Raw genomic sequence first — 22889 nt, 5'->3', positions numbered from 1 at the left:
CGAATTGCTACCCTCTCACACCCGACTACTCTTCGCTAAACAAGTCGCCGCCGTGCATGTCGATCATTTCCAGCGCCTTGCCACCACCACGGGCGACGCAAGTCAGTGGATCTTCTGCAACTACGACAGGAATACCTGTCTCTTCCATTAACAGGCGGTCGAGGTTACGCAGCAGCGCACCACCACCGGTCAGAACCATACCGCGCTCGGAGATATCGGAAGCCAGCTCTGGCGGGCACTGTTCCAGCGCAACCATCACCGCGCTCACGATGCCGGTCAGCGGCTCCTGCAACGCTTCCAGGATTTCGTTGGAGTTCAGGGTGAATCCGCGTGGCACGCCTTCAGCCAGGTTACGACCGCGAACTTCGATCTCGCGTACTTCATCACCCGGATAGGCAGAACCGATTTCATGCTTGATGCGCTCTGCGGTTGCTTCACCGATCAGAGAGCCGTAGTTACGGCGAACGTAATTGATGATGGCTTCGTCGAAACGGTCGCCGCCGATACGCACGGAAGAGGAGTACACCACACCGTTCAGGGAGATAACGGCCACTTCAGTGGTACCGCCACCGATATCCACCACCATAGAACCGGTAGCCTCAGAAACCGGCAGACCCGCACCAATTGCCGCAGCCATCGGTTCTTCAATCAGGAACACTTCACGCGCACCGGCACCCTGAGCGGATTCACGGATCGCACGGCGTTCAACCTGGGTTGCGCCAACCGGCACACACACCAGCACGCGCGGGCTTGGGCGCATGAAGCTGTTGCTGTGAACCTGCTTGATGAAGTGCTGAAGCATTTTTTCGGTCACGAAGAAGTCAGCAATAACGCCGTCTTTCATAGGGCGGATCGCGGCGATGTTGCCCGGCGTACGGCCCAGCATCTGCTTCGCATCATGACCTACTGCGGCCACGCTTTTTGGCGAGCCGGCACGATCCTGACGAATGGCCACAACGGAAGGCTCATTCAATACGATGCCTTGTCCTTTTACATAAATAAGGGTATTCGCGGTACCCAGGTCAATGGACAGGTCATTGGAAAACATGCCACGAAATTTTTTCAACATACTAAGGGATAATCCTGAAAGCTGGGGCGGAAAACAAAATCCGCTTACTTTACCAACCACACGCAGCAGCGACAAGGCGCAAAAATCGTCTGCTACGGTGAAAATTAGTGCAGCACGTTTCCTTTGTTACAAATTCATCCCCTGAATCCCTCAGGGCTGAGTAAACAGCAGCGTCCCTCACTTTCACTTGTAACCCACTAAAGGTCGTTCACTGGCTTTTATGCTCGTCTTACTCAAAGCTACAGGCGCGATATTCTACGTGAAAACAAAGTAAACGGCAGGTCAAACAGAGTATCTTTGCAAATATTTTTTCACATTGGTGTCAAGCGGCTGAGAGGCGGCAAAAAAATCCCCCTGACCGCCCGTCACGCCGCGCTCTGTCAACATCTGCCATTCACTACGTGAACGTACGCCTGTGGCAAATACTTGCGTTTGCGTTCCTTTGCACGCTTCCACCAGGCTTTGTACCAGCAGCTGGTTTTCCGTGCGTTTTTCAATATTCCTTACCAGACCCGGATGCAGCTTCAATAATTCAACATCCAGCTCTTTGATCCAGCGGGTGCTCACCAGCGTCAAACCCGCCTGGGTTACCGCCACGCGAGCCCCAAGCGCATTGATTAAACGCACTACCGGGCGCAACCGGCTGATGTGTTGACCTACATCTGCCTCTGCAAGTTCAAAAATAATGCGTTTGCGTTGCGATTTTTCGCATTGCATTAACGTGTCACGTAACCAGCGCTGGAAACGCGGACGGATCAGCGATTCGACGGTCACCTGTAAAGCCAGATTTTCTTCAGGCCAGTACGATAAAAACGGAATGAGACGGGTGATTTGCTGACGGTCATACTCTTCGGACAATCCGAATTGCAACACCATGGGCAGATATTCCGCGGAGATAACCTCTTCTGTGCCATCAAAAATACGGCACATCAGCTCACGATGATGAACATGACCATTCTTCATGACCGCCGGTTTTTGATAGATGCGCGGTCCGCCCCGGCTAAGCATCTGTTCAATCAGGGTTCGCCAGCGCACGTTGCCGCGCCCTTTCTCCGGCAGCGTATCATCATAGACTGCCCAGCCGTTCGCCCCCTGCAATACGGCGTTACGCGTGGCCGCTTCCGCATGTTCCATCACCTGCTCCGTCGACTGACCGCCGCGCCAGGCACAGATGCCCATATGCACCATATCGTCTCTGTCGAGCATTTTGCTCTGGGGCAGCGCATCGACGGCTTTCAGCAGCTGGCTGGCGATACTCTCGGACTCCTTTAAGGTGCGATGCGGCAGCAAGACGGCAAAGTCGCTGCGGTGGTAGCGTGCCAGTAACGCGCCGGGGTAGCGCATAATAAAGGTGGACAGCAGGTTAATCAGCGTAAAGAGGTTCTCTTCCGCCACGCGCTGACCCCAGGTATCACGGAGCAGATCGAAGTCGGGCAGGCGAATCATCATTACCACGCCATGCGTACCCACCTTTTCGGGGTCATCAAGAAGGGTAGCCAGCTGATTATCAAAGAAAAGACGGTTGTTGAGGCCCGTTTTGTTATCCTGCGCGGCGTAAGAGCGAATCAATGTGTCCATACGGCTACGCTGATCGCTGGCAAACTGGATTTCGGAGAGCAACACGTCCAGGGCGCTACTGGTGCGTGATGGCCATTCATAAACCGATCCCCGCACCTGTGGACCCCGTTCGCCATTCAGTATCCGCACGGAGCGTGTTTCCAGCAGCTCCTGGCCGGAAAGTTGACGACGCTGCCAGCGAACGGCGAGGAAAATCAGCAGTACGATAAAGGCAACGGCGATGGTTAAGGGCGCGGTGGTCATAAGCGAGCGTAAATAGTTGCTCATCGGATCCTGGTACATCAGATGAATTGTCATACCCGGATGTTTAAGTGAATTAACCGTGACGTCCCGATACTGATCTACCGTGCCGGCAGGACGATAGCTGCCCTGGCGGGTATGGCTGAAAACGGTCTGCTTCCCCTGTTTAATGTCGATCTGCACGATATCCACAGGCACCATTAACTCATCCAGCTCACGCGAAAGCGCCGGGAAGGAGGTTGCAATCAGGCGAGTGTCGATAACCGATGCAACCGATTCAACCCGGTTAACCAGCTTATCCTGGATGGCATTGTAAAAGCTCAGCGAGCAGCCGATTAGCGTGACAAATATGGTCAGCCCCGTCAGCAAGGTGATAAAAGCTGAGAACTTCGTCGTTAATCGCATCCTTGAGATTACTCCGTGGGTTGAAGGGGGGTGCAAGTGAGCACTAACTTGCATTTCAAATGCGGCATACTACCAAACCTGGCGTATCTGGCAATTTATTGCGTTAAATCGGCACTGCGTTTCATTGAGCGAGTATAGTCATCAGAACATATTTTCCCATCATCAAACCTAGTGAGGACCCAGTATGCAGGCTTTGATCTTAGAACAGCAGGACGGCAAAACCGTTGCCTCAGTGCAAGCCATCGAGGAGAGCCGCCTGCCGGAGGGCGACGTGACCGTAGATATCGACTGGTCCAGCCTGAACTATAAGGATGCGCTGGCCATTACGGGAAAAGGTAAAATCATCCGAAATTTCCCGATGGTGCCAGGAATCGACTTTGCAGGCCGCGTACATACCAGTGAAGATCCACGTTTTCACGCCGGACAGCAGGTGCTGCTCACCGGCTGGGGCGTAGGTGAAAACCACTGGGGCGGACTGGCAGCGCAGGCGCGCGTAAAAGGTGACTGGCTGGTCCCGATGCCGAAAGGCCTGGACGGTCGTAAGGCGATGATCATCGGCACGGCAGGTTTCACCGCCATGCTGTGCGTGATGGCGCTGGAAGAGGCCGGGATCCGCCCTGACTCTGGCGAAATTGTCGTCACCGGCGCCAGCGGCGGCGTGGGCAGCACGGCCGTCACGCTGCTGCACAAGCTGGGGTATCAGGTCGCTGCCGTCTCAGGCCGCGAAAGTACGCATGATTATCTACGTCAATTGGGCGCAAGCCGTATTCTGAGCCGCGACGAATTCGCCGAGACCCGCCCGCTGGAAAAACAGGTCTGGGCTGGCGCAGTAGATACCGTCGGCGACAAAGTGCTGGCGAAGGTGCTGGCGCAAATGAATTACGGCGGCTGCGTGGCGGCCTGTGGTCTGGCGGGCGGTTTTGCCCTGCCGACGACGGTGATGCCATTTATTCTGCGTAACGTGCGTCTTCAGGGTGTCGATTCGGTCATGACCCCAGCCGAGCGGCGAGCTGAGGCCTGGGAACGTCTGGTGCAGGATCTGCCAGCCTCATTCTTTGACCAGAGCGCCACTGAGATTACCCTGAGCCAGGCACCAGAGTTCGCCAGTAAAATCATGGACAATCAGTTCCACGGTCGTGCGCTGGTTAAAATCGCCTAATCTTCAAATTTTCGTGACATATTCGCGCTAACCCTCCTCCTCCGTCATGCTTAGAAAAACGCCTGACGGAGGATGCCATGAAAACCCGAAAACTGACGGAAGCCGACGTAACGTCTGAATCTGTCTTTATGCTACAGCGCCGCCAGATCCTGAAAATGCTTGGCATCAGCGCCACCGCCCTGACGCTCACCCCTGCGGCCCATGCCGATCTGCTCGACTGGTTTAAGGGCAACGATCGCCCGAAAGCCCCCTCCGGCGCACCGCTTAACTTCACCAAACCGGCGCAGTGGCAGAATAAACTGGCGCTGACGCCGGAAGATAAAGTCACCGGCTATAACAACTTCTATGAGTTTGGTCTCGATAAGGCCGATCCTGCCGCCAACGCCGGGAGCATGAAAACCGATCCCTGGACGCTGAAGATAGATGGCGAGGTGGCAAAACCGCTGACGCTGGATCATCATGACCTCACCACCCGCTTCCCACTTGAAGAACGCATTTACCGTATGCGCTGTGTGGAAGCCTGGTCGATGGTGGTGCCGTGGGTAGGTTTCCCTTTGCATAAACTGCTGGCGCTGGTTGAGCCCACCAGCAACGCGAAGTATGTTTCCTTCCAGACGCGCTACGCCCCGGACGAGATGCCAGGCCAGAAGGATCGGTTTATCGGCGGCGGGCTGGAGTATCCCTACGTTGAAGGTTTACGTCTCGACGAAGCCATGCATCCGCTTACGCTGCTTACCGTTGGGGTTTACGGCAAAGCGCTGCCGCCGCAAAACGGGGCGCCCATTCGCCTGACCGTACCGTGGAAATACGGTTTCAAGGGCATCAAATCGATCGTCAGCATTAAGCTCACCCGTGAACGCCCCCCCACCACCTGGAACCTGGCAGCGCCTGACGAGTATGGTTTTTTTGCCAATGTTAACCCGCACGTTGACCATCCGCGCTGGTCGCAGGCGACGGAACGTTTTATCGGCTCCGGCGGCGCGCTGGATGTTAAACGCCAGCCAACGCTGCTGTTTAACGGCTATGCGGATGAGGTGGCATCCCTCTACCGTGGGCTGAATTTACGGGAGAACTTCTAAGTGCGTTTAACGGCAAAGCAGATAACCTGGCTGAAGGTACTCCTGCATTTAGCCGGATTGCTCCCCTTTATCTGGCTCTTCTGGGCAGCCAGCCAGGGACAGTTCAGTGCCGATCCGGCGAAAGATATTCAGCATTTTACGGGTCGGATGGCTCTGAAATTTTTGCTGGCGACCTTGCTCGTCTCACCGCTGGCGCGCTACGCTAAACAGCCATTATTGATACGCACCCGTCGGCTTTTAGGGCTATGGTGTTTTGCCTGGGCGACGCTGCATCTCACCAGCTACGCCCTGCTGGAACTGGGCATTAACAACCTGGCACTCCTTGGCAGCGAACTGGTGACGCGTCCCTATCTGACGCTGGGTATCGTAAGCTGGCTGGTTTTACTGGCGCTGACGCTGACATCCACGCAGTATGCGCAGCGAAAACTAGGTCGACGCTGGCAACTGCTGCACAACTTCGTCTATCTTGTCGCGATCCTCGCCCCGATTCATTACCTGTGGTCGGTGAAGATTTTATCCCCTCAGCCAGTCATCTACGCCCTGCTGGCCCTGGCCCTTTTAGCGTGGCGTTACAAGAAGTTCCGCCAGTGGTTGCGATAGTTCACGAAACTGTGCGTTTTCCCGCAGATTATTTATCAACCGCGAATCTTTTTCGGATAGCGGTTGATAATCTTCCCTGATAAGACCAGTATTTAGCTGCCAAATGCTACGAAATCGTTATAATGTGCGACTTCGGTTTTCCGGACAGGGGTTTTAGGCCTCTGAAAGGGTGACAATTGCGCTTTGAGGGTATATGTTGTTTTTTACCCGAAAATCGCAGGAGATAGCGGCATAATGGCTGACAAATTCCAAATTTTAGTATTGAACGGTCCGAACCTGAACATGCTCGGCACCCGTGAGCCAGAGAAGTACGGCACGCTGACATTGAGCGAAATTGTTAACCGTCTGAGTACGGAAGCAGCCCCGCTGAATGTGGATTTGGACCATTTTCAGTCAAACGCGGAGTACGCAATCATCGACCGTATTCATCAGGCTAAAGACACTGTGGACTATATCCTGATCAATCCGGCCGCGTTTACGCACACCAGTGTTGCTATACGCGACGCACTGCTCGCGGTGAGTATCCCGTTTATCGAGATCCACCTGAGTAACGTGCACGCCCGAGAGCCGTTCCGCCACCATTCCTACCTGTCAGATATCGCCGCTGGCGTGATTTGTGGGCTGGGTGCAGACGGCTATTCATACGCTTTACAGACAGCGGTAAAACGCTTGTCACAATCACACTAAACAAGAGTACGGAACCCACTCATGGATATTCGTAAGATTAAAAAACTGATCGAGCTGGTTGAAGAATCAGGCATCTCCGAACTGGAAATTTCTGAAGGCGAAGAGTCTGTACGCATCAGCCGTGCAGCCCCGGCCGCTAGCTTCCCGGTAATGCAGCAAGCTTACGCTGCGCCAGTGCAGCAGCCTGCGCTCTCCGCAGCCGTTGCACCAGTGGCAGCAGAAGCGGCACCTGCGGCTGCAACAGAAATCAGTGGTCACATCGTACGTTCCCCAATGGTTGGTACTTTCTACCGCACCCCGAGCCCGGACGCGAAGGCGTTCATCGAAGTGGGTCAGAAAGTCAACGTAGGCGATACCCTGTGCATCGTTGAAGCCATGAAAATGATGAACCAGATCGAAGCAGACAAATCAGGTACTGTGAAAGCGATCCTGGTCGAAAGTGGTCAGCCGGTAGAATTTGACGAGCCGCTGGTCGTCATCGAGTAACGAGGCGAACATGCTGGATAAAATTGTTATCGCCAACCGTGGCGAGATTGCACTGCGTATTCTTCGTGCCTGTAAAGAACTGGGCATCAAGACCGTGGCCGTGCACTCAAGCGCGGATCGCGATTTAAAACACGTATTGCTGGCGGATGAGACGGTCTGTATCGGTCCGGCTCCGTCCGTAAAAAGCTATCTGAACATCCCGGCGATCATCAGCGCCGCCGAAATCACTGGCGCGGTCGCGATTCACCCGGGTTATGGTTTCCTCTCTGAGAACGCCAACTTTGCTGAGCAGGTTGAACGCTCTGGCTTTATCTTCATTGGCCCGAAAGCCGACACCATTCGCCTGATGGGTGACAAAGTGTCTGCCATCACCGCGATGAAAAAAGCCGGCGTGCCAACCGTACCGGGCTCTGACGGCCCGCTGACCGACGATATGGATGCTAACCGCGCCCATGCTAAACGCATTGGCTATCCGGTGATCATCAAAGCGTCCGGCGGCGGCGGCGGTCGCGGTATGCGCGTTGTACGCAGCGATGCTGAACTGGCGCAGTCCATCTCCATGACCAAAGCGGAAGCGAAAGCGGCTTTCAGTAATGACATGGTGTACATGGAAAAATACCTGGAAAACCCACGCCACATCGAAATTCAGGTGCTGGCTGACGGTCAGGGCAACGCAATCTATCTGGCAGAACGTGACTGCTCCATGCAGCGTCGTCACCAGAAAGTGGTCGAAGAAGCGCCAGCGCCGGGCATTACGCCGGAACTGCGTCGCTACATCGGCGAGCGTTGCGCCAAAGCGTGTGTCGATATCGGCTATCGCGGGGCGGGTACCTTTGAGTTCCTGTTCGAAAACGGCGAGTTCTATTTCATCGAGATGAACACCCGTATTCAGGTTGAACACCCGGTTACCGAAATGATCACCGGCGTTGACCTGATCAAAGAACAGCTGCGTATCGCAGCCGGTCAGCCGCTGTCCATCAAACAGGAAGAAGTTGTGGTTAAAGGCCATGCGGTAGAGTGCCGTATCAACGCCGAAGACCCGAATACCTTCCTGCCAAGCCCGGGTAAAATCACGCGTTTCCACGCGCCGGGTGGCTTTGGTGTGCGCTGGGAGTCCCATATCTACGCCGGTTACACCGTACCGCCGTATTATGACTCAATGATCGGTAAGCTGATCTGCTACGGCGAAAACCGTGACGTGGCCATTGCCCGCATGAAGAATGCCCTTCAGGAGCTGATCATCGACGGGATCAAAACCAACGTTGATCTCCAGATGCGCATTATGAGCGACGAGCACTTCCAGAATGGTGGGACTAACATCCACTACCTGGAGAAAAAACTCGGTCTGAACGAGAAGTAAGAGACCAGTGTTGCTAAAAGGCCGGATTATCCGGCCTTTTTTATTTCTGGGGATCGCTAAGCCCCATCATGTACAATCCCCGCTTTCTTCATCCACAAGGGACAAAAAATGGACAAACGTTTTGTTCAGGCCCATAAAGAAGCGCGCTGGGCGCTGTGGCTGACCCTTCTCTATCTCGCCGCGTGGTTAGTAACTGCTTACTTACCTGATTCGGCGATTGGCATTACCGGCCTCCCGCACTGGTTTGAAATGGCCTGCCTGCTGCTGCCGCTGGTGTTTATCCTGCTGTGCTGGGCGATGGTGAAATTCATCTATCGCGATATTTCACTGGAGGACGATGATGCAGCTTGAAGTCATTCTGCCCCTTATCGCTTACCTGTTCCTGGTGTTTGGCCTGTCGGTTTATGCGATGCGTAAACGTTCGACCGGCACCTTTCTGAACGAGTATTTCCTCGGGAGCCGCTCAATGGGTGGCGTCGTGCTGGCCATGACGCTGACCGCCACGTACATCAGCGCCAGCTCGTTTATCGGTGGCCCCGGCGCCGCTTATAAGTACGGGCTGGGCTGGGTACTGCTGGCCATGATCCAGCTGCCTGCCATCTGGCTCTCTCTGGGCATACTGGGTAAAAAGTTTGCCATTCTGGCCCGTCGCTACAATGCCGTAACGCTGAACGATATGCTGTTTGCCCGCTATCAGAGTCGCTTGCTGGTATGGCTGGCAAGCCTGAGTCTGCTGGTGGCGTTTATTGGCGCAATGACGGTGCAGTTTATCGGCGGGGCGCGACTGCTGGAGACGGCAGCCGGGATCCCCTATGAGACGGGCCTGGTCATTTTCGGTGTGAGTATCGCGCTGTATACCGCGTTTGGCGGGTTCCGCGCCAGCGTACTCAACGACACGATGCAGGGGATGGTGATGCTCATTGGCACCCTCGTTCTGCTGGTAGGTATCGTGCATGCCGCAGGAGGCCTGAGTCATGCGGTTGAAACCCTGGAAGCGATCGATCCGAAACTGGTCTCGCCGCAGGGGGCGGATGACATCCTCTCTCCAGCCTTTATGACCTCGTTCTGGGTACTGGTGTGCTTTGGCGTGATTGGCCTGCCGCATACCGCCGTGCGCTGCATCTCATATAAAGACAGCAAAGCGGTGCACCGCGGGATCATTATCGGGACAATTGTGGTGGCGATCCTGATGTTCGGTATGCACCTGGCGGGTGCGCTGGGACGCGCGGTGATCCCTGACCTTACCGTACCGGATCTGGTCATTCCAACCCTGATGGTGAAAGTGCTTCCGCCGTTTGCCGCCGGGATTTTCCTCGCCGCCCCCATGGCGGCCATTATGTCGACCATCAACGCTCAGTTGCTGCAAAGTTCCGCTACGATCATTAAAGATCTCTATCTGAATTTGCGCCCTGAACAGGTCGAAAATGAGCGACGCCTCAAGCGCATGTCGGCGGTGATTACCCTGGTGCTGGGGGCGTTGCTGCTGCTGGCCGCGTGGCGTCCACCGGAGATGATCATCTGGTTGAACCTGCTCGCCTTTGGTGGGCTGGAGGCCGTTTTCCTGTGGCCGCTGGTGCTGGGGCTGTACTGGGAACGCGCGAATGCCGCGGGTGCATTAAGCGGCATGATTGTCGGGGGCGTCCTGTATGCCGTTCTCGCCACGTTTAAAATTCAGTATCTGGGCTTCCATCCTATCGTGCCTTCGTTACTGTTAAGTTTACTGGCGTTTGTGGTGGGAAACCGTTTTGGTCGACCGGTGCCACAAACTGCCCTGATTTCTACTGATAAATAAAGAGTTTTGCCATGCCGTGGATCCAATTAAAACTGAACACAACCGGCGCGAACGCCGAAGAACTGAGTGATGCGCTGATGGAGGCCGGTTCGGTCTCTATCACCTTCCAGGACACGCATGACACGCCGGTCTTTGAGCCGCTGCCAGGCGAAACGCGCCTGTGGGGTGATACGGACGTTATCGGCCTGTTCGATGCAGAAACCGACATGAAAGAGGTCGTGGCGATTCTGGAAAACCATCCGCTGCTGGGCGTGGGTTTCGCGCATAAAATTGAACAGCTGGAAGACAAAGACTGGGAACGCGAGTGGATGGACAACTTCCATCCGATGCAGTTTGGTCAGCGTCTGTGGATCTGCCCAAGCTGGCGTGAAGTTCCCGATAAAAACGCCGTCAACGTGATGCTGGATCCGGGTCTGGCGTTCGGCACCGGCACCCACCCGACAACCTCCCTGTGCCTGCAATGGCTGGATGGCCTGGATCTGGAAGGCAAAACCGTGATCGACTTCGGTTGCGGATCCGGGATCCTTGCTATCGCGGCGCTGAAACTGGGCGCGGCAAAAGCCATCGGGATCGACATCGATCCGCAGGCGATTCAGGCCAGCCGTGATAACGCCGAGCGTAATGGCGTTTCCGATCGCCTTGAACTGTATCTGCCCGATGCACAGCCAGAGGCGATGAAAGCCGATGTTGTGGTCGCGAATATCCTGGCTGGCCCGTTACGCGAGCTGGCGCCGTTAATCAGCGTGCTGCCGGTTGAAGGCGGTCTGCTGGGCCTGTCCGGTATCCTTGCCAGCCAGGCAGACAGCGTCTGTGAAGCCTACGCCGATCTCTTCGCGCTCGACCCGGTGGTCGAGAAAGAAGAGTGGTGTCGCATCACCGGCCGTAAAAAATAAGCGTTTGGCGTGGTCGTCTGACCACGCCTTTTCCCTTCGGTTTTTTCTCCCGCCTTCTTCCTTTCTTCGATAAAATAACCGCACAAATCATAATGTTAATCATTGATTTGGATAATAAAATTCACAGGAAGAATATGATGAAACACATTTCAGGCAAGGCAGCGCTGCTGGCGCTGAGCATGATTTCGGCTACGGCTTACGCATCACACTGGAGTTATCAGGGAGAAGGCGCACCGGAACACTGGGGCGAACTGGACGAGGCGTACAAGACGTGTAAAAGCGGAATGTATCAGTCGCCGGTCAACATAGATAACACGGTCAAAGCCCACATCTCTCCGCTGGAAACGCACTATATCGACGGCCCGGTCATTCTGACAAACAACGGCCATACTATCCAGGCAAGTGAAAATGCCGATACACGCGACAGCATCACGCTTGATAAACAGCGCTGGACGTTACAGCAGTTCCATTTCCATGCGCCATCCGAAAACACGGTGCACGGTAAAAAATACACAATGGAAATGCATCTGGTCCATAAAAACGCTGACGGCGAACTGACGGTCGTTGCCGTTATGTTCGATCAGGGCGCGGCAAACACTGAACTGGATAAACTCTGGGGCGTGATGCCTGGACAGGTTGACCAGAACGTCACGATTAAGCCAACCCTCGATATGAATAAATTACTGCCCACGGATAAAACCTACTGGCGTTTTAGCGGCTCTCTGACCACGCCACCGTGTTCAGAAGGGGTGACATGGCTGGTGCTCAAGCACCCGCTGACCGTCTCTGCTGAACAGCTGCAAAAATTCACTCACACCATGCACCATGAAAACAGCCGCCCGGTTCAACCGCTTCATGGCCGTCTGGTTGTTGAATAAGTCGATTTTTTTACGCTGATATCCTGTGCTGAAATGCGACGCAGATCGCAAAGAAGCGCCATAATCTGCTGCTTATAGCAGCAGATTATCCCGGACAATTGATTCATTTATTCAGAAATGATGAGAAGTTACGGGAAATTGTAAGCGCCCACAAAATGTTCATTTATTCATAACACAATGATTTAAATAGCGAATAATCTTATCCAAAAAGAATGACTGGCGATTCCTTGATCTACAACAGAGGATTGTTCAAAGTTTGGCCTTTCATCTCGTGCAAAAAATGCGTAATATACGCCGCCTTGCAGTCACAGTATGGTCATTTCTTAACTCATGCGCATCGGACACCACCAGCTCAGAAATCGCCTGATCGCAGCCCCAATGGCAGGTATTACCGACCGGCCGTTCAGGACGCTGTGTTACGAGATGGGAGCAGGCCTGACCGTTTCCGAGATGATGTCGTCTAACCCGCAGGTTTGGGAAAGCGATAAGTCCCGCCTACGGATGGTGCACATTGATGAACCAGGTATCCGCACCGTGCAAATTGCCGGAAGCGTGCCTGAAGAGATGGCAGATGCCGCGCGTATTAACGTGGAAAGTGGCGCCCAGATTATTGATATCAATATGGGTTGCCCGGCCAAAAAGGTGAATCGCAAGCTTGCAGGTTCAGCCCTTCTGCAATACCCCGACCAGGTGAAGTCAATCCTGACGGCGGTTGTCAGCGCAGTGGACGTTCCTGTTACGTTGAAGATTCGCACGGGTTGGTCGCCGGAACACCGTAACTGCGTAGAGATTGCCCAACTGGCCGAAGACTGTGGCATTCAGGCCCTGACCATACATGGACGCACTCGCGCCTGTTTGTTCAACGGTGAAGCTGAATACGACAGCATTCGGGCAGTTAAGCAGAAAGTTTCCATTCCGGTTATCGCGAATGGCGACATTACTGACCCGCTTAAAGCCAGAGCTGTGCTCGACTATACGGGAGCTGATGCTCTGATGATAGGACGTGCCGCTCAGGGAAGACCCTGGATCTTTCGGGAAATCCAGCATTATCTGGACACTGGGGAGCTGCTTGCCCCACTGCCTCTGGCAGAGGTTAAGCGCTTGCTTTGTTCGCATGTTCGGGAACTGCATGACCACTACGGCCAGGCAAAAGGGTACCGAATTGCGCGTAAACACGTCTCCTGGTATCTCCAGGAGCACGCTCCAAATGACCAGTTTCGGCGCACATTCAACGCCATAGAGGATGCCAGCGTACAGCTGGAGGCGTTGGAGGCATACTTCGAAAATCTTGCGTAATGAAATAAAGAGCTGACAGAACTATGTTCGAACAACGCGTAAATTCTGACGTACTGACCGTATCTACCGTTAACTCCCAGGATCAGGTGACTCAAAAGCCCCTGCGTGACTCGGTTAAACAGGCACTGAAGAACTATTTTGCTCAACTGAACGGTCAGGATGTTAATGACCTGTATGAGCTGGTACTGGCTGAAGTTGAACAGCCACTGTTGGACATGGTGATGCAATACACCCGTGGTAATCAAACCCGCGCTGCCCTGATGATGGGCATCAACCGTGGTACCCTGCGTAAGAAACTGAAAAAATACGGCATGAACTAATTTCGATTAGCTAACTGCTTGTTTAAAAAGGCGCTCTTCGGCATGGGGAAGCGCCTTTTTTATCGTCCGGACGGGCAACCGTCAATGCTTTGTAAACCTTCTCTTTCCCCACTTTTCAACGCCCGCTTTTCGTGTATATTTCCAGCAACTTACAGGCTCTCTTTTCACGGAATGACACATGATTCGTAAATACTGGTGGCTGGTCGTTTTTGCTGTCTCTGTTTTCATTTTTGATGCGCTGCTGATGCAGTGGATTGAACTGATGAGCACCGAAACCGATAAATGTCGCAATATGAATTCCGTGAACCCGCTTAAACTGGTCAACTGCTCAGAGCTGGACTAACCGCTTCCATCCTGTCCCCCCCTGTTATCACCCAATAAAAACAGGGATTTGAATCACTTTTCGTCATTTCCTGACGATGATAATGTCTGTGCCCTTTCCAACCGCTCTTGCTTAACGTCTCACAACGAGTGAACAGACCATGCTGGTTAGCCAATACAACCAAATCCTCGTAGTCATCTCCTTTGTTGTTGCCATTCTTGCCGCCTATACCGCGCTGAATATGGCTGCGCGCGTTGCCGGAAGCCAGGGCATCGCTGCACGCGTCTGGCTGGCAGGTGGCGGTGTTTCGATGGGGATTGGCGTGTGGGCGATGCATTTCATCGGTATGCTGGCGATGGATCTTTCCATGAGCATGAGTTACAACGCGGTCCTGACCGTGCTTTCGATGGTTATCGCCATCAGCTCGTCAATGTTTGCCCTGTGGCTCGTTAGCGGCGAGCAGCTACGTTTGCGCCGGCTGCTGCCTGGCGCCGTCGTGATGGGAACGGGCATTGTTGCCATGCACTTCACTGGTATGGCAGCCCTGGAGGTCACACCGGGTATTGTCTGGGATAAAAAGTGGGTGGCTATCTCCGTGGTCATTGCCCTTGCCGCTTCACTGGCCGCTCTTTGGCTGACGTTCCGTTTACGTCAGGAAGCCGCACGAATGGCGTTGATGCGGCTGGGGGCGGCGATCACCATGGGCATCGCTATCGCTGGCATGCATTACGCCGGCATGGAAGCAGCACAATTTCCAATGTCGACGATGGTCCACCATCATGGCATTAACGGGAGCTGGCTGGCGATACTGGTTAGCGTGGTCGCGCTCGCTATTCTGGGGATTACGCTGCTGGTGTCGATGTTCGATGCCCGCCTTCAGGCTCGTACCTCGCTGCTGGCCTCATCACTGGCAGAAGCTAATCGTGAACTCGCACAGCTGGCGTTACATGATACGCTGACGCGATTACCCAATCGTATTCTGCTTGAGGATCGCCTCGATCAGGCCATCAGCAAGGCCGATCGCGAAGGAAGCCCTTTCGCGCTGATGTTTATGGATCTCGACGGCTTTAAAACCGTCAACGATGCCTATGGTCATGATGTCGGTGACAAGCTTCTGGTTGCGGTGACTCAGCGTTTGCTGTTGCAGCTGAAAGGTCAGTATACGCTGGCGCGTATCGGTGGGGATGAATTCGTCCTGCTGGCCGAAACCGCCACTCCGGATGATGCTGCCTCACTGGCAAATTCACTGGTGCGCGTCATTGATAGCCCGTTCCATCTCGATCCTTACGAACTGATGGTCACCCTGAGCATTGGCATTGCGCTATATCCACACGATGGCAAAACCGATCGTGAACTGATGTTTAACGCTGATGCTGCGATGTACCACACAAAACATATGGGTCGTAACGGCTATCACTTCTTCCAGCCGTCAATGAATACGCTGGCGCAGACGCATCTACAGCTGATGAATGATCTGTGGCAGGCCATCGACCGTAATGAGTTACGCCTGCTTTATCAACCTAAATTTCACGCCCCTGCCGGGCCAGTCCTCGGATTCGAAGCGCTGTTACGCTGGCAGCATCCCAAACAGGGGTTACTCCCACCCGATCTTTTTCTACCGCTGGCAGAGAAAACGGGGCTGATTATTCCGATTGGAAACTGGGTAATCGACGAGGCCTGCCGCCAGCTGCGTGAATGGCATCTTCAGGGCCACACGGACTGGTCAATGGCGGTGAATCTTTCTACATTGCAGTTCGAACAGCCGTCGCTGGTTAAAACAGTTCTCGATTGTCTGACGCGCCATAGCGTACCGCCCGGCATGTTGATCCTGGAGGTGACCGAAACCACGGCAATGAACAATCCGGACGAAAGCGTGCGTGTCCTGACAGCGCTGACGGATGCGGGAGTAAAAGCCTCGATAGACGATTTTGGCACCGGTTACTCAAGCCTTCTGTATCTTAAGCGACTCCCCGCCTGCGAGTTGAAAATCGATCGTGCTTTTGTGAAAGAGTTAAGTGGTGAGAGCGAAGATGCGACGATTGTCTCGGCGATTGTCGCCCTGGCAAAAACGCTGAATCTGAAGGTCGTGGCGGAAGGGGTCGAAACCGCAGCGCAGCAAACCTTTCTGACAGAACTGGGATGCAATACGCTACAGGGTTACCTGCTGGGCAAACCGATTACCGCGCAAGCTATTATGGAACAGTGCCAGCACGGGGAGATGTCGCTACCCCGGACGCGGTCATGAGGCTGTATCGTAAACCACTGGCGCCACTCGGGTGATATTTAGTGTCGCCAGAATATTATCCACCAGCGCCGGTGCTTGTTTGTACAGATTAAAATTGTTGCTATCCATTAACCAGTTTTTAATGACACCGCTAAAAAAGGCGTGGAAAAAAATCAGCGCCAGTTCAATATTGGTTTGCGAAGAGATAACGTTACGAGCAATGCATCGCTTTAGCGTCTTGCGAAGATAATCATCGTTTAAACCGATCCGCTTTCGTATTTCACATTCTGAAATCACATCGTCATGAAATTCACACTTATGATACAAAATTTGTAAAAGCGCATATTGCCGCGGCTCGCTCGCAATATATTGTAGTGCGACAATAAATTGTTCACGAAGCATTAACAAAGGGTCGTCATTTTCGGAAAGTATTAACCTGTCACGAATCATCTCACGCATCGGCAATTGCTGATCCCATATTGCATTAAATATTTCCGCTTTACTCGAGAAATGCCAGTAAACCGCCCCGCGAGTGAGTTGAGCAGCATCGGCGATGTCGGTAAGCGTGGTGCTGGATACGCCACGCGTCGCGAATAGCCCGATAGCGGCTTCAATCAGCTGCTGGCGGGTCTTTTGAGCCTCTTCTTTTTTTTTGCGCGCCATAACCTGCTACTCATTACTCATAAAATTGATACGTTATCAAAGGATATTGCCGTGGTCGTGTAGTCAAAGTATTAACCAAAACCCGTGTTAATTTTGCACAAAAAAAGTCAATTCATTTAATTTATAATTCACGTGAATAAATCGAATACATAAAATTCATAAAATATATGAATAGCATTCACCGAAAACATTTCGTTGATTATCCTGACAGAAAAAGAATACCGAATGCACTGTGTCAGATTCCGATTTTTACTTTTAAAAGCTCCATCAGCACTTATAAATTAAAAAACATTAAACACCCTCATTATTATACGCGGCTACATTTCTATTTTTTGCCTCACACCCTTTCACCGATTCATGGCAAATATCGGCTCAAGGGTAGTTTAAGGAACAGTAATGACGAATCACTTCAGATGCTTACCCTTATCCGGTTTCATTGTCTGTGCCGCGCTGCTCACCGGGTGCGATGGGCAAGAAAACCCACAGCAGCATGCGCAAGCTCCTCAGGTCAGTGTTCATATTGTTAAAAGCGCGCCACTGGCCGTAACGACAGAATTGCCCGGCAGAACTGACGCGTATCGTGTTGCGGAGGTTCGTCCTCAGGTAAGTGGTATCATTCTGCACCGTAATTTTACCGAAGGCAGCGACGTTAAAGCGGGTGAATCCCTTTATCAAATCGATCCGGCCACCTATCAGGCAGCCTACGACAATGCGAAAGGTGAGCTGGTAAAAGCACAGGCGGCGGCGAATATCGCCCATCTGACGGTGAAACGTTACGTTCCGCTGGTTGGTACGCAATATGTGAGCAAGCAGGAGTACGATCAGGCGGTGGCAACTGCCCAGCAGGCGGATGCGAGCGTGGTTGCCGCGAAGGCTGGCGTTGAAAGCGCGCGGATCAACCTGGCCTATACGAAAGTCACATCCCCAATCAACGGGCGTATAGGTAAATCCAGCGTCACCGAAGGGGCGTTAGTCACTAATGGCCAGGCAACTGCACTGGCTACGGTTCAGCAACTCGATCCCATTTATGTCGATGTGACGCAATCCAGCAGCGATTTTATGCGCCTGAAGCAGCAGACGAGCCTGCAAAAGGGAGACACCAGCAGCGTCGAGTTGCTGATGGAAAATGGCCAGCCTTATCCGCTGAAAGGAACGCTCCAGTTCTCTGATGTCTCGGTAGATGAAAGTACCGGCTCAATCACCCTTCGCGCCCTCTTCCCTAACCCACAGCATATGCTGTTACCGGGTATGTTTGTCCGTGCGCGCATCGATGAAGGTACGCAACCTGATGCCATACTGGTTCCCCAGCAGGGAGTAACCCGTACACCACGCGGAGATGCCACCGTGCTTGTGGTAAATGAGAAAAACCAGGTGGAATCACGCACTGTCGTTGCACCGCAGGCGATTGGCGATCGCTGGCTGATCACGGAAGGCCTCAAAAACGGCGACCGCGTCATTATCAGCGGCCTGCAAAAAGTTCGTCCTGGCGTCACCGTCGTGGCTATTCCTGATACCGCAGCGACTCCAGCCAGTTAAGGAATAACGACATGGCTAATTTCTTTATTCAACGGCCTGTTTTCGCCTGGGTACTCGCCATCATTCTGATGATTGCGGGCGGACTGGCCATTTTAAAACTACCGGTCGCGCAATATCCGACCATTGCGCCGCCGGCGGTTGCGGTGACAGCAACCTACCCGGGCGCTGATGCCCAGACGGTACAGGACACCGTCACTCAGGTTATCGAACAGAACATGAACGGTATCGATAATTTGATGTACATGTCGTCCACCAGTGATTCCGCTGGTAACGTCACCATTACGCTGACGTTCGAGTCGGGTACGGATCCTGATATTGCGCAGGTGCAGGTTCAGAACAAACTCCAGCTCGCCATGCCGCTGCTGCCACAAGAAGTGCAGCAGCAGGGGATCGGCGTGGAGAAATCCAGCAGCAGCTTCCTGCTGGTTGCAGGCTTTGTGTCGGACAATAAAAACCTCACGCAGGATGATATCTCCGACTATGTCGCTTCTAATGTAAAAGATGCGATCAGCCGTACTTCCGGCGTCGGTGACGTGCAGCTGTTCGGTGCCCAGTATGCAATGCGCATCTGGCTGGACAGCAACGCGATGAACAAATATCAGCTCACGCCGCTGGATATCATTAACCAGCTAAAAACGCAGAACGACCAGATTGCTGCGGGCCAGTTGGGCGGAACACCGTCCGTACCTGGGCAGCAACTGAACGCCTCAATTATTGCTCAAACGCGTCTGAAATCGCCGGAGGAGTTTGGTCGTGTGACTCTGAAGGTGAACCAGGACGGTTCAATGGTCCACCTGAAAGATGTGGCCCGCATTGAGCTGGGTGGCGAAAACTACAACATGGTCACCAAAATCAATGGCCAGGCAGCAACGGGGCTGGGGATCAAGCTGGCGACTGGCGCAAACGCGCTGGATACCGCTGCCGCCATCAAGAGTAAACTGGCGCAGTTGCAGCCCTTCTTCCCTCAGGGCCTGAAAGTCGTGTATCCGTACGACACCACACCTTTCGTGAAGATCTCAATCCATGAAGTGGTGAAGACACTGTTTGAAGCGATTGTTCTCGTGTTCCTGGTGATGTACTTGTTCCTGCAAAACCTGCGGGCAACGCTTATTCCGACGATCGCCGTGCCCGTGGTGTTACTGGGCACCTTTGCGGTACTGGCTGCGTTCGGGTTCTCCATTAACACCCTGACGATGTTCGGGATGGTATTGGCGATAGGTCTGCTCGTCGATGACGCCATCGTGGTGGTCGAGAACGTAGAACGCGTCATGGTTGAGGACAAGCTGCCGCCAAAAGAGGCGACGCAGAAGTCGATGGAGCAAATCCAGGGCGCCCTGGTGGGCATTGCCATGGTGCTTTCGGCGGTATTTATCCCGATGGCATTCTTTGGTGGTTCAACCGGGGCTATCTATCGCCAGTTCTCGCTGACCATTGTCTCCGCGATGGCCTTGTCGGTACTGGTGGCGTTGATATTAACGCCTGCTCTTTGTGCAACGCTGCTCAAACCGGTTGCCAGCGAACATCATGAAAAGAAAGGTGGTTTCTTCGGCTGGTTTAACGCGCTCTTTGATAAAAGTGTGGAGCATTACAGCAACAGCGTGAGCGGCATTTTACGTAAGACCGGCCGCTATCTGCTGGTTTACGTCATCATCGTCGGCGGCATGGCAGTTCTGTTCCTGCGCCTGCCTTCCTCCTTCCTGCCGGAAGAGGATCCGGGGGTGTTTATGACGATGGTTCAGTTGCCGGCAGGGGCGACGCAGATGCGTACCCAGCAGGTACTCGATCAGGTTCAGGATTATTACCTGACGAAAGAGAAAGCGAACGTTGAATCGGTCTTTACCGTAAACGGTTTTAGCTTTAGCGGACAGGGGCAGAACTCCGGTATCGCTTTTGTCAGCCTTAAGCCATGGGAAGAACGTCCGGGCAAGGAAAACGGCGTTGAGGCGATTGTCAGCCGCGCGACGAAAGCGTTCAGCCAGATCAAAGACGGTCTTGTATTTCCGTTTAACCTGCCTGCCATTATTGAACTGGGTACCGCAACAGGCTTTGACTTTGAACTGATTGACCAGGCAAACCTGGGGCATACGCAGTTAACCCAGGCGCGTAACCAGCTGCTGGGCATGGTGAGAGAACATCCTGACTTACTGGTTCGCGTGCGTCCTAACGGACTGGAAGATACGCCACAGTTCAAGCTGGACGTCGATCAGGAGAAGGCACAGGCGCTGGGTGTGAGCGTGTCTGACGTCAATCAGACGATTTCAACAGCGCTGGGTGGCACCTATGTGAACGACTTTATCGATCACGGACGGGTGAAAAAAGTTTATGTCCAGGCTGATGCTCGCTTCCGTATGCTACCAGGAGACATTAACGGCCTGTATGTGCGTAGCGCTAACGGCGAAATGGTGCCTTTCTCTGCCTTTAGCAGCTCTCACTGGGTGTACGGTTCACCGCGTCTGGAACGTTACAATGGGATGCCGTCAATGGAGATCCTCGGTGAGTCTGCCCCTGGCAAAAGTACCGGTGAGGCAATGGCGTTGATGGAAAGCCTTGCGTCAAAACTGCCTTCCGGCATCGGCTACGACTGGACGGGGATGTCTTATCAGGAACGACTTTCCGGGAATCAGGCTCCGGCGCTGTACGCCATCTCACTGATTGTGGTGTTCCTGTGTCTGGCGGCCCTCTATGAAAGTTGGTCAATTCCCTTCTCGGTCATGCTGGTTGTGCCGCTTGGGGTGATCGGCGCGCTTCTGGCTGCATCAATGCGAGGGCTGAACAATGACGTTTACTTCCAGGTTGGTCTGCTTACGACAATTGGTTTATCAGCCAAGAACGCCATACTGATCGTTGAGTTCGCCAAGGATCTCATGGATAAAGAAGGCAAAGGGATTATCGAAGCCACGCTTGAAGCCTCGCGTATGCGTCTGCGTCCTATCCTGATGACTTCCCTGGCATTCATCCTTGGTGTTATGCCTCTGGTCATCAGCAGCGGTGCAGGTAGTGGGGCACAAAATGCGGTCGGGACGGGCGTGATGGGCGGGATGCTGTCAGCCACCCTGTTGGCCATTTTCTTTGTTCCTGTTTTCTTTGTGGTTGTCCGGAGACGATTTACAAAGCACAAGGATTAATGAAAATCATAAAGGCACCTCTGGTGCCTTTTTTATTTCCTGAAAACAATGTAAAAACACTTCCCCTCTTCACATTTCCTCCATTAATAATCAGTGCCCGCGCTTTTTTCTTCATAATTTTTACAATCCACACAAATTGAGATTATTCCCCGTGCTGCATGGTATTAGTGCGGTGGTAAAATAATCATCAGTTCGTTAATTGCTGTATCGGCTCTTTAGCGAATAAGCGATCATATTGAGGTAACATCATGAAAAGATTCCTTTCCGTTGCACTTCTCGCTGCGCTGCTTGCTGGTTGCGCGCACGACTCTCCATGTGTACCGGTATACGACGATCAGGGGCGACTGGTTCACACCAATACCTGTATGAAGGGCACTACCCAGGATAACTGGGAAACAGCAGGTGCGATTGCTGGTGGCGCCGCGGCAATCGCTGGCCTGACACTCGGTATTGTCGCCCTGACTAAATAAGGCTTCTAAAAGCGCGGCCATCGCCGCGCTTTTATTTTTTCCTGATATAAGGAGCGTATATTCCTCATCACGAATAGCATCAGATATTAATTAAATTCAATACGCTACCTTACTCTCCGCTATACCCCATACCTGTACATAACATTTAATTGATTTAACGCTGCTGCGAGCCAGCATAATGCATTCCACAACTTCAGTTTCAGTAGGGTAAAACGCTTTAATACGTCCGTAAGGTATTAATGGCGACAGCAGGAATATCGAATGAGGGAATTGGTTTGGCTGGAGCGATAACGCAAAAAGGCCATCCTTTCGGATGGCCTTTCTACTTGTTTGATGTCTGGCAGTTCCCTACTCTCACATGGGGAGACCCCACACTACCATCGGCGCTACGGCGTTTCACTTCTGAGTTCGGCATGGGGTCAGGTGGGACCACCGCGCTAAAGCCGCCAGACAAATTCTTTTACTTCTTGCCGAACTTTAACCTAAGTATAAAGTGGTGCTGATACCCAGAGTCGAACTGGGGACCTCACCCTTACCAAGGGTGCGCTCTACCAACTGAGCCATATCAGCACGCTAAATTTGATGCCTGGCAGTTCCCTACTCTCACATGGGGAGACCCCACACTACCATCGGCGCTACGGCGTTTCACTTCTGAGTTCGGCATGGGGTCAGGTGGGACCACCGCGCTAAAGCCGCCAGACAAATTC

The 22889-nt window shown here is 53.3% G+C and carries 20 protein-coding genes, 1 tRNA gene and 2 rRNA genes; 17 read left to right on the top strand and 6 right to left on the bottom strand.

Going from position 1 to position 22889, the window contains the following annotated elements; all coding sequences use genetic code 11:
* Window positions 1–25 precede the first annotated feature (25 nt).
* Both mreB and csrD read right to left on the bottom strand, forming a co-directional pair.
* Complete coding sequence (mreB, locus tag SK62_RS01620; protein ID WP_000913396.1) at window positions 26–1069, bottom strand: rod shape-determining protein MreB; 1044 nt, start codon at window positions 1067–1069, stop codon at window positions 26–28.
* 282 nt (window positions 1070–1351) lie between these two features.
* Window positions 1352–3292, bottom strand: coding sequence for an RNase E specificity factor CsrD (gene csrD, locus SK62_RS01615; RefSeq protein WP_032669091.1), 1941 nt, complete (start codon window positions 3290–3292; stop codon window positions 1352–1354).
* A gap of 184 nt (window positions 3293–3476) precedes the next feature.
* Here csrD and SK62_RS01610 point away from each other — a divergent pair, with 184 nt between their 5' ends.
* The 14 genes from SK62_RS01610 to SK62_RS01545 all read left to right on the top strand — a co-directional run bounded on the left by SK62_RS01610 (window position 3477) and on the right by SK62_RS01545 (window position 16409).
* Window positions 3477–4451, top strand: coding sequence for an acrylyl-CoA reductase (NADPH) (locus SK62_RS01610; RefSeq protein ID WP_017382706.1), 975 nt, complete (start codon window positions 3477–3479; stop codon window positions 4449–4451).
* Window positions 4452–4528: 77 nt separating this feature from the next.
* The gene (msrP, locus tag SK62_RS01605; protein WP_015572016.1) at window positions 4529–5530 is read left to right on the top strand and encodes a protein-methionine-sulfoxide reductase catalytic subunit MsrP; all 1002 of its coding nucleotides are present in this window, start codon (window positions 4529–4531) and stop codon (window positions 5528–5530) included.
* Window positions 5531–6130: a protein-methionine-sulfoxide reductase heme-binding subunit MsrQ gene (gene msrQ / locus SK62_RS01600; RefSeq protein WP_003860393.1), complete on the top strand. Its 600-nt coding sequence runs from the start codon at window positions 5531–5533 to the stop codon at window positions 6128–6130.
* Window positions 6131–6364: 234 nt separating this feature from the next.
* Complete coding sequence (aroQ, locus tag SK62_RS01595; protein WP_015572017.1) at window positions 6365–6817, top strand: type II 3-dehydroquinate dehydratase; 453 nt, start codon at window positions 6365–6367, stop codon at window positions 6815–6817.
* 21 nt (window positions 6818–6838) lie between these two features.
* The gene (gene accB, locus SK62_RS01590; RefSeq protein ID WP_015572018.1) at window positions 6839–7303 is read left to right on the top strand and encodes an acetyl-CoA carboxylase biotin carboxyl carrier protein; all 465 of its coding nucleotides are present in this window, start codon (window positions 6839–6841) and stop codon (window positions 7301–7303) included.
* Window positions 7304–7313: 10 nt separating this feature from the next.
* Window positions 7314–8663, top strand: a complete 1350-nt coding sequence (gene accC / locus SK62_RS01585; RefSeq protein ID WP_003860388.1) for an acetyl-CoA carboxylase biotin carboxylase subunit — start codon at window positions 7314–7316, stop codon at window positions 8661–8663.
* 108 nt (window positions 8664–8771) lie between these two features.
* Window positions 8772–9014 (top strand): YhdT family protein, encoded by a 243-nt coding sequence (locus tag SK62_RS01580; protein WP_003860385.1) that lies wholly within the window; start codon window positions 8772–8774, stop codon window positions 9012–9014.
* Complete coding sequence (gene panF, locus SK62_RS01575) at window positions 9004–10455, top strand: sodium/pantothenate symporter (RefSeq protein ID WP_017382704.1); 1452 nt, start codon at window positions 9004–9006, stop codon at window positions 10453–10455. Before SK62_RS01580 ends, panF begins: the two co-directional genes overlap by 11 nt.
* Before the next feature lie 11 nt (window positions 10456–10466).
* Window positions 10467–11348, top strand: a complete 882-nt coding sequence (gene prmA, locus SK62_RS01570; protein ID WP_015572021.1) for a 50S ribosomal protein L11 methyltransferase — start codon at window positions 10467–10469, stop codon at window positions 11346–11348.
* Between the two features lie 137 nt (window positions 11349–11485).
* Complete coding sequence (locus SK62_RS01565) at window positions 11486–12226, top strand: carbonic anhydrase (protein WP_047719150.1); 741 nt, start codon at window positions 11486–11488, stop codon at window positions 12224–12226.
* 330 nt (window positions 12227–12556) lie between these two features.
* Window positions 12557–13522: a tRNA dihydrouridine synthase DusB gene (gene dusB, locus SK62_RS01560; protein ID WP_023295513.1), complete on the top strand. Its 966-nt coding sequence runs from the start codon at window positions 12557–12559 to the stop codon at window positions 13520–13522.
* A 23-nt stretch (window positions 13523–13545) separates the two neighbouring features.
* On the top strand, window positions 13546–13842 hold the full coding sequence (fis, locus tag SK62_RS01555; protein WP_000462905.1) for a DNA-binding transcriptional regulator Fis: 297 nt from the start codon (window positions 13546–13548) through the stop codon (window positions 13840–13842).
* 178 nt (window positions 13843–14020) lie between these two features.
* On the top strand, window positions 14021–14185 hold the full coding sequence (locus SK62_RS01550) for a DUF2556 family protein (RefSeq protein WP_003860373.1): 165 nt from the start codon (window positions 14021–14023) through the stop codon (window positions 14183–14185).
* Window positions 14186–14324: 139 nt separating this feature from the next.
* Window positions 14325–16409 carry a putative bifunctional diguanylate cyclase/phosphodiesterase gene (locus SK62_RS01545; RefSeq protein ID WP_032649683.1) on the top strand — a complete coding sequence of 695 codons (2085 nt, stop codon included), beginning with the start codon at window positions 14325–14327 and terminating at the stop codon, window positions 16407–16409.
* On the opposite strand, the gene envR is transcribed toward SK62_RS01545, so the two are convergent.
* A complete protein-coding gene (gene envR / locus SK62_RS01540; protein ID WP_047719153.1) occupies window positions 16404–17051 on the bottom strand; it encodes an acrEF/envCD operon transcriptional regulator in 648 nt (215 codons plus the stop codon). The genes SK62_RS01545 and envR overlap by 6 nt on opposite strands.
* Window positions 17052–17447: 396 nt before the next feature.
* Here envR and SK62_RS01535 point away from each other — a divergent pair, with 396 nt between their 5' ends.
* From SK62_RS01535 to SK62_RS01525, 3 genes are all read left to right on the top strand, one after another.
* On the top strand, window positions 17448–18587 hold the full coding sequence (locus SK62_RS01535; protein ID WP_047719155.1) for an efflux RND transporter periplasmic adaptor subunit: 1140 nt from the start codon (window positions 17448–17450) through the stop codon (window positions 18585–18587).
* Window positions 18588–18598: 11 nt separating this feature from the next.
* Window positions 18599–21712, top strand: a complete 3114-nt coding sequence (locus SK62_RS01530) for an efflux RND transporter permease subunit (RefSeq protein ID WP_047719157.1) — start codon at window positions 18599–18601, stop codon at window positions 21710–21712.
* Between the two features lie 248 nt (window positions 21713–21960).
* Window positions 21961–22182: a lipoprotein gene (locus tag SK62_RS01525; protein WP_003860364.1), complete on the top strand. Its 222-nt coding sequence runs from the start codon at window positions 21961–21963 to the stop codon at window positions 22180–22182.
* Between the two features lie 335 nt (window positions 22183–22517).
* Here the strand turns inward: SK62_RS01525 and rrf (SK62_RS01520) are convergent.
* The 3 genes from rrf (SK62_RS01520) to rrf (SK62_RS01510) form a co-directional block, all read right to left on the bottom strand.
* Window positions 22518–22633, bottom strand: a 5S ribosomal RNA gene (gene rrf / locus SK62_RS01520).
* Between the two features lie 43 nt (window positions 22634–22676).
* Window positions 22677–22752 (bottom strand) — tRNA-Thr (locus SK62_RS01515).
* 14 nt (window positions 22753–22766) lie between these two features.
* Window positions 22767–22882: ribosomal RNA gene (rrf, locus tag SK62_RS01510) — 5S ribosomal RNA — on the bottom strand.
* Window positions 22883–22889: the final 7 nt, after the last annotated feature.

The sequence above is a fragment of the Enterobacter sp. BIDMC109 genome (genome assembly GCF_001037885.1).
GTDB lineage: Bacteria > Pseudomonadota > Gammaproteobacteria > Enterobacterales > Enterobacteriaceae > Enterobacter > Enterobacter hormaechei_C.
This window is presented reverse-complemented; position numbering and strand designations above follow the sequence as displayed.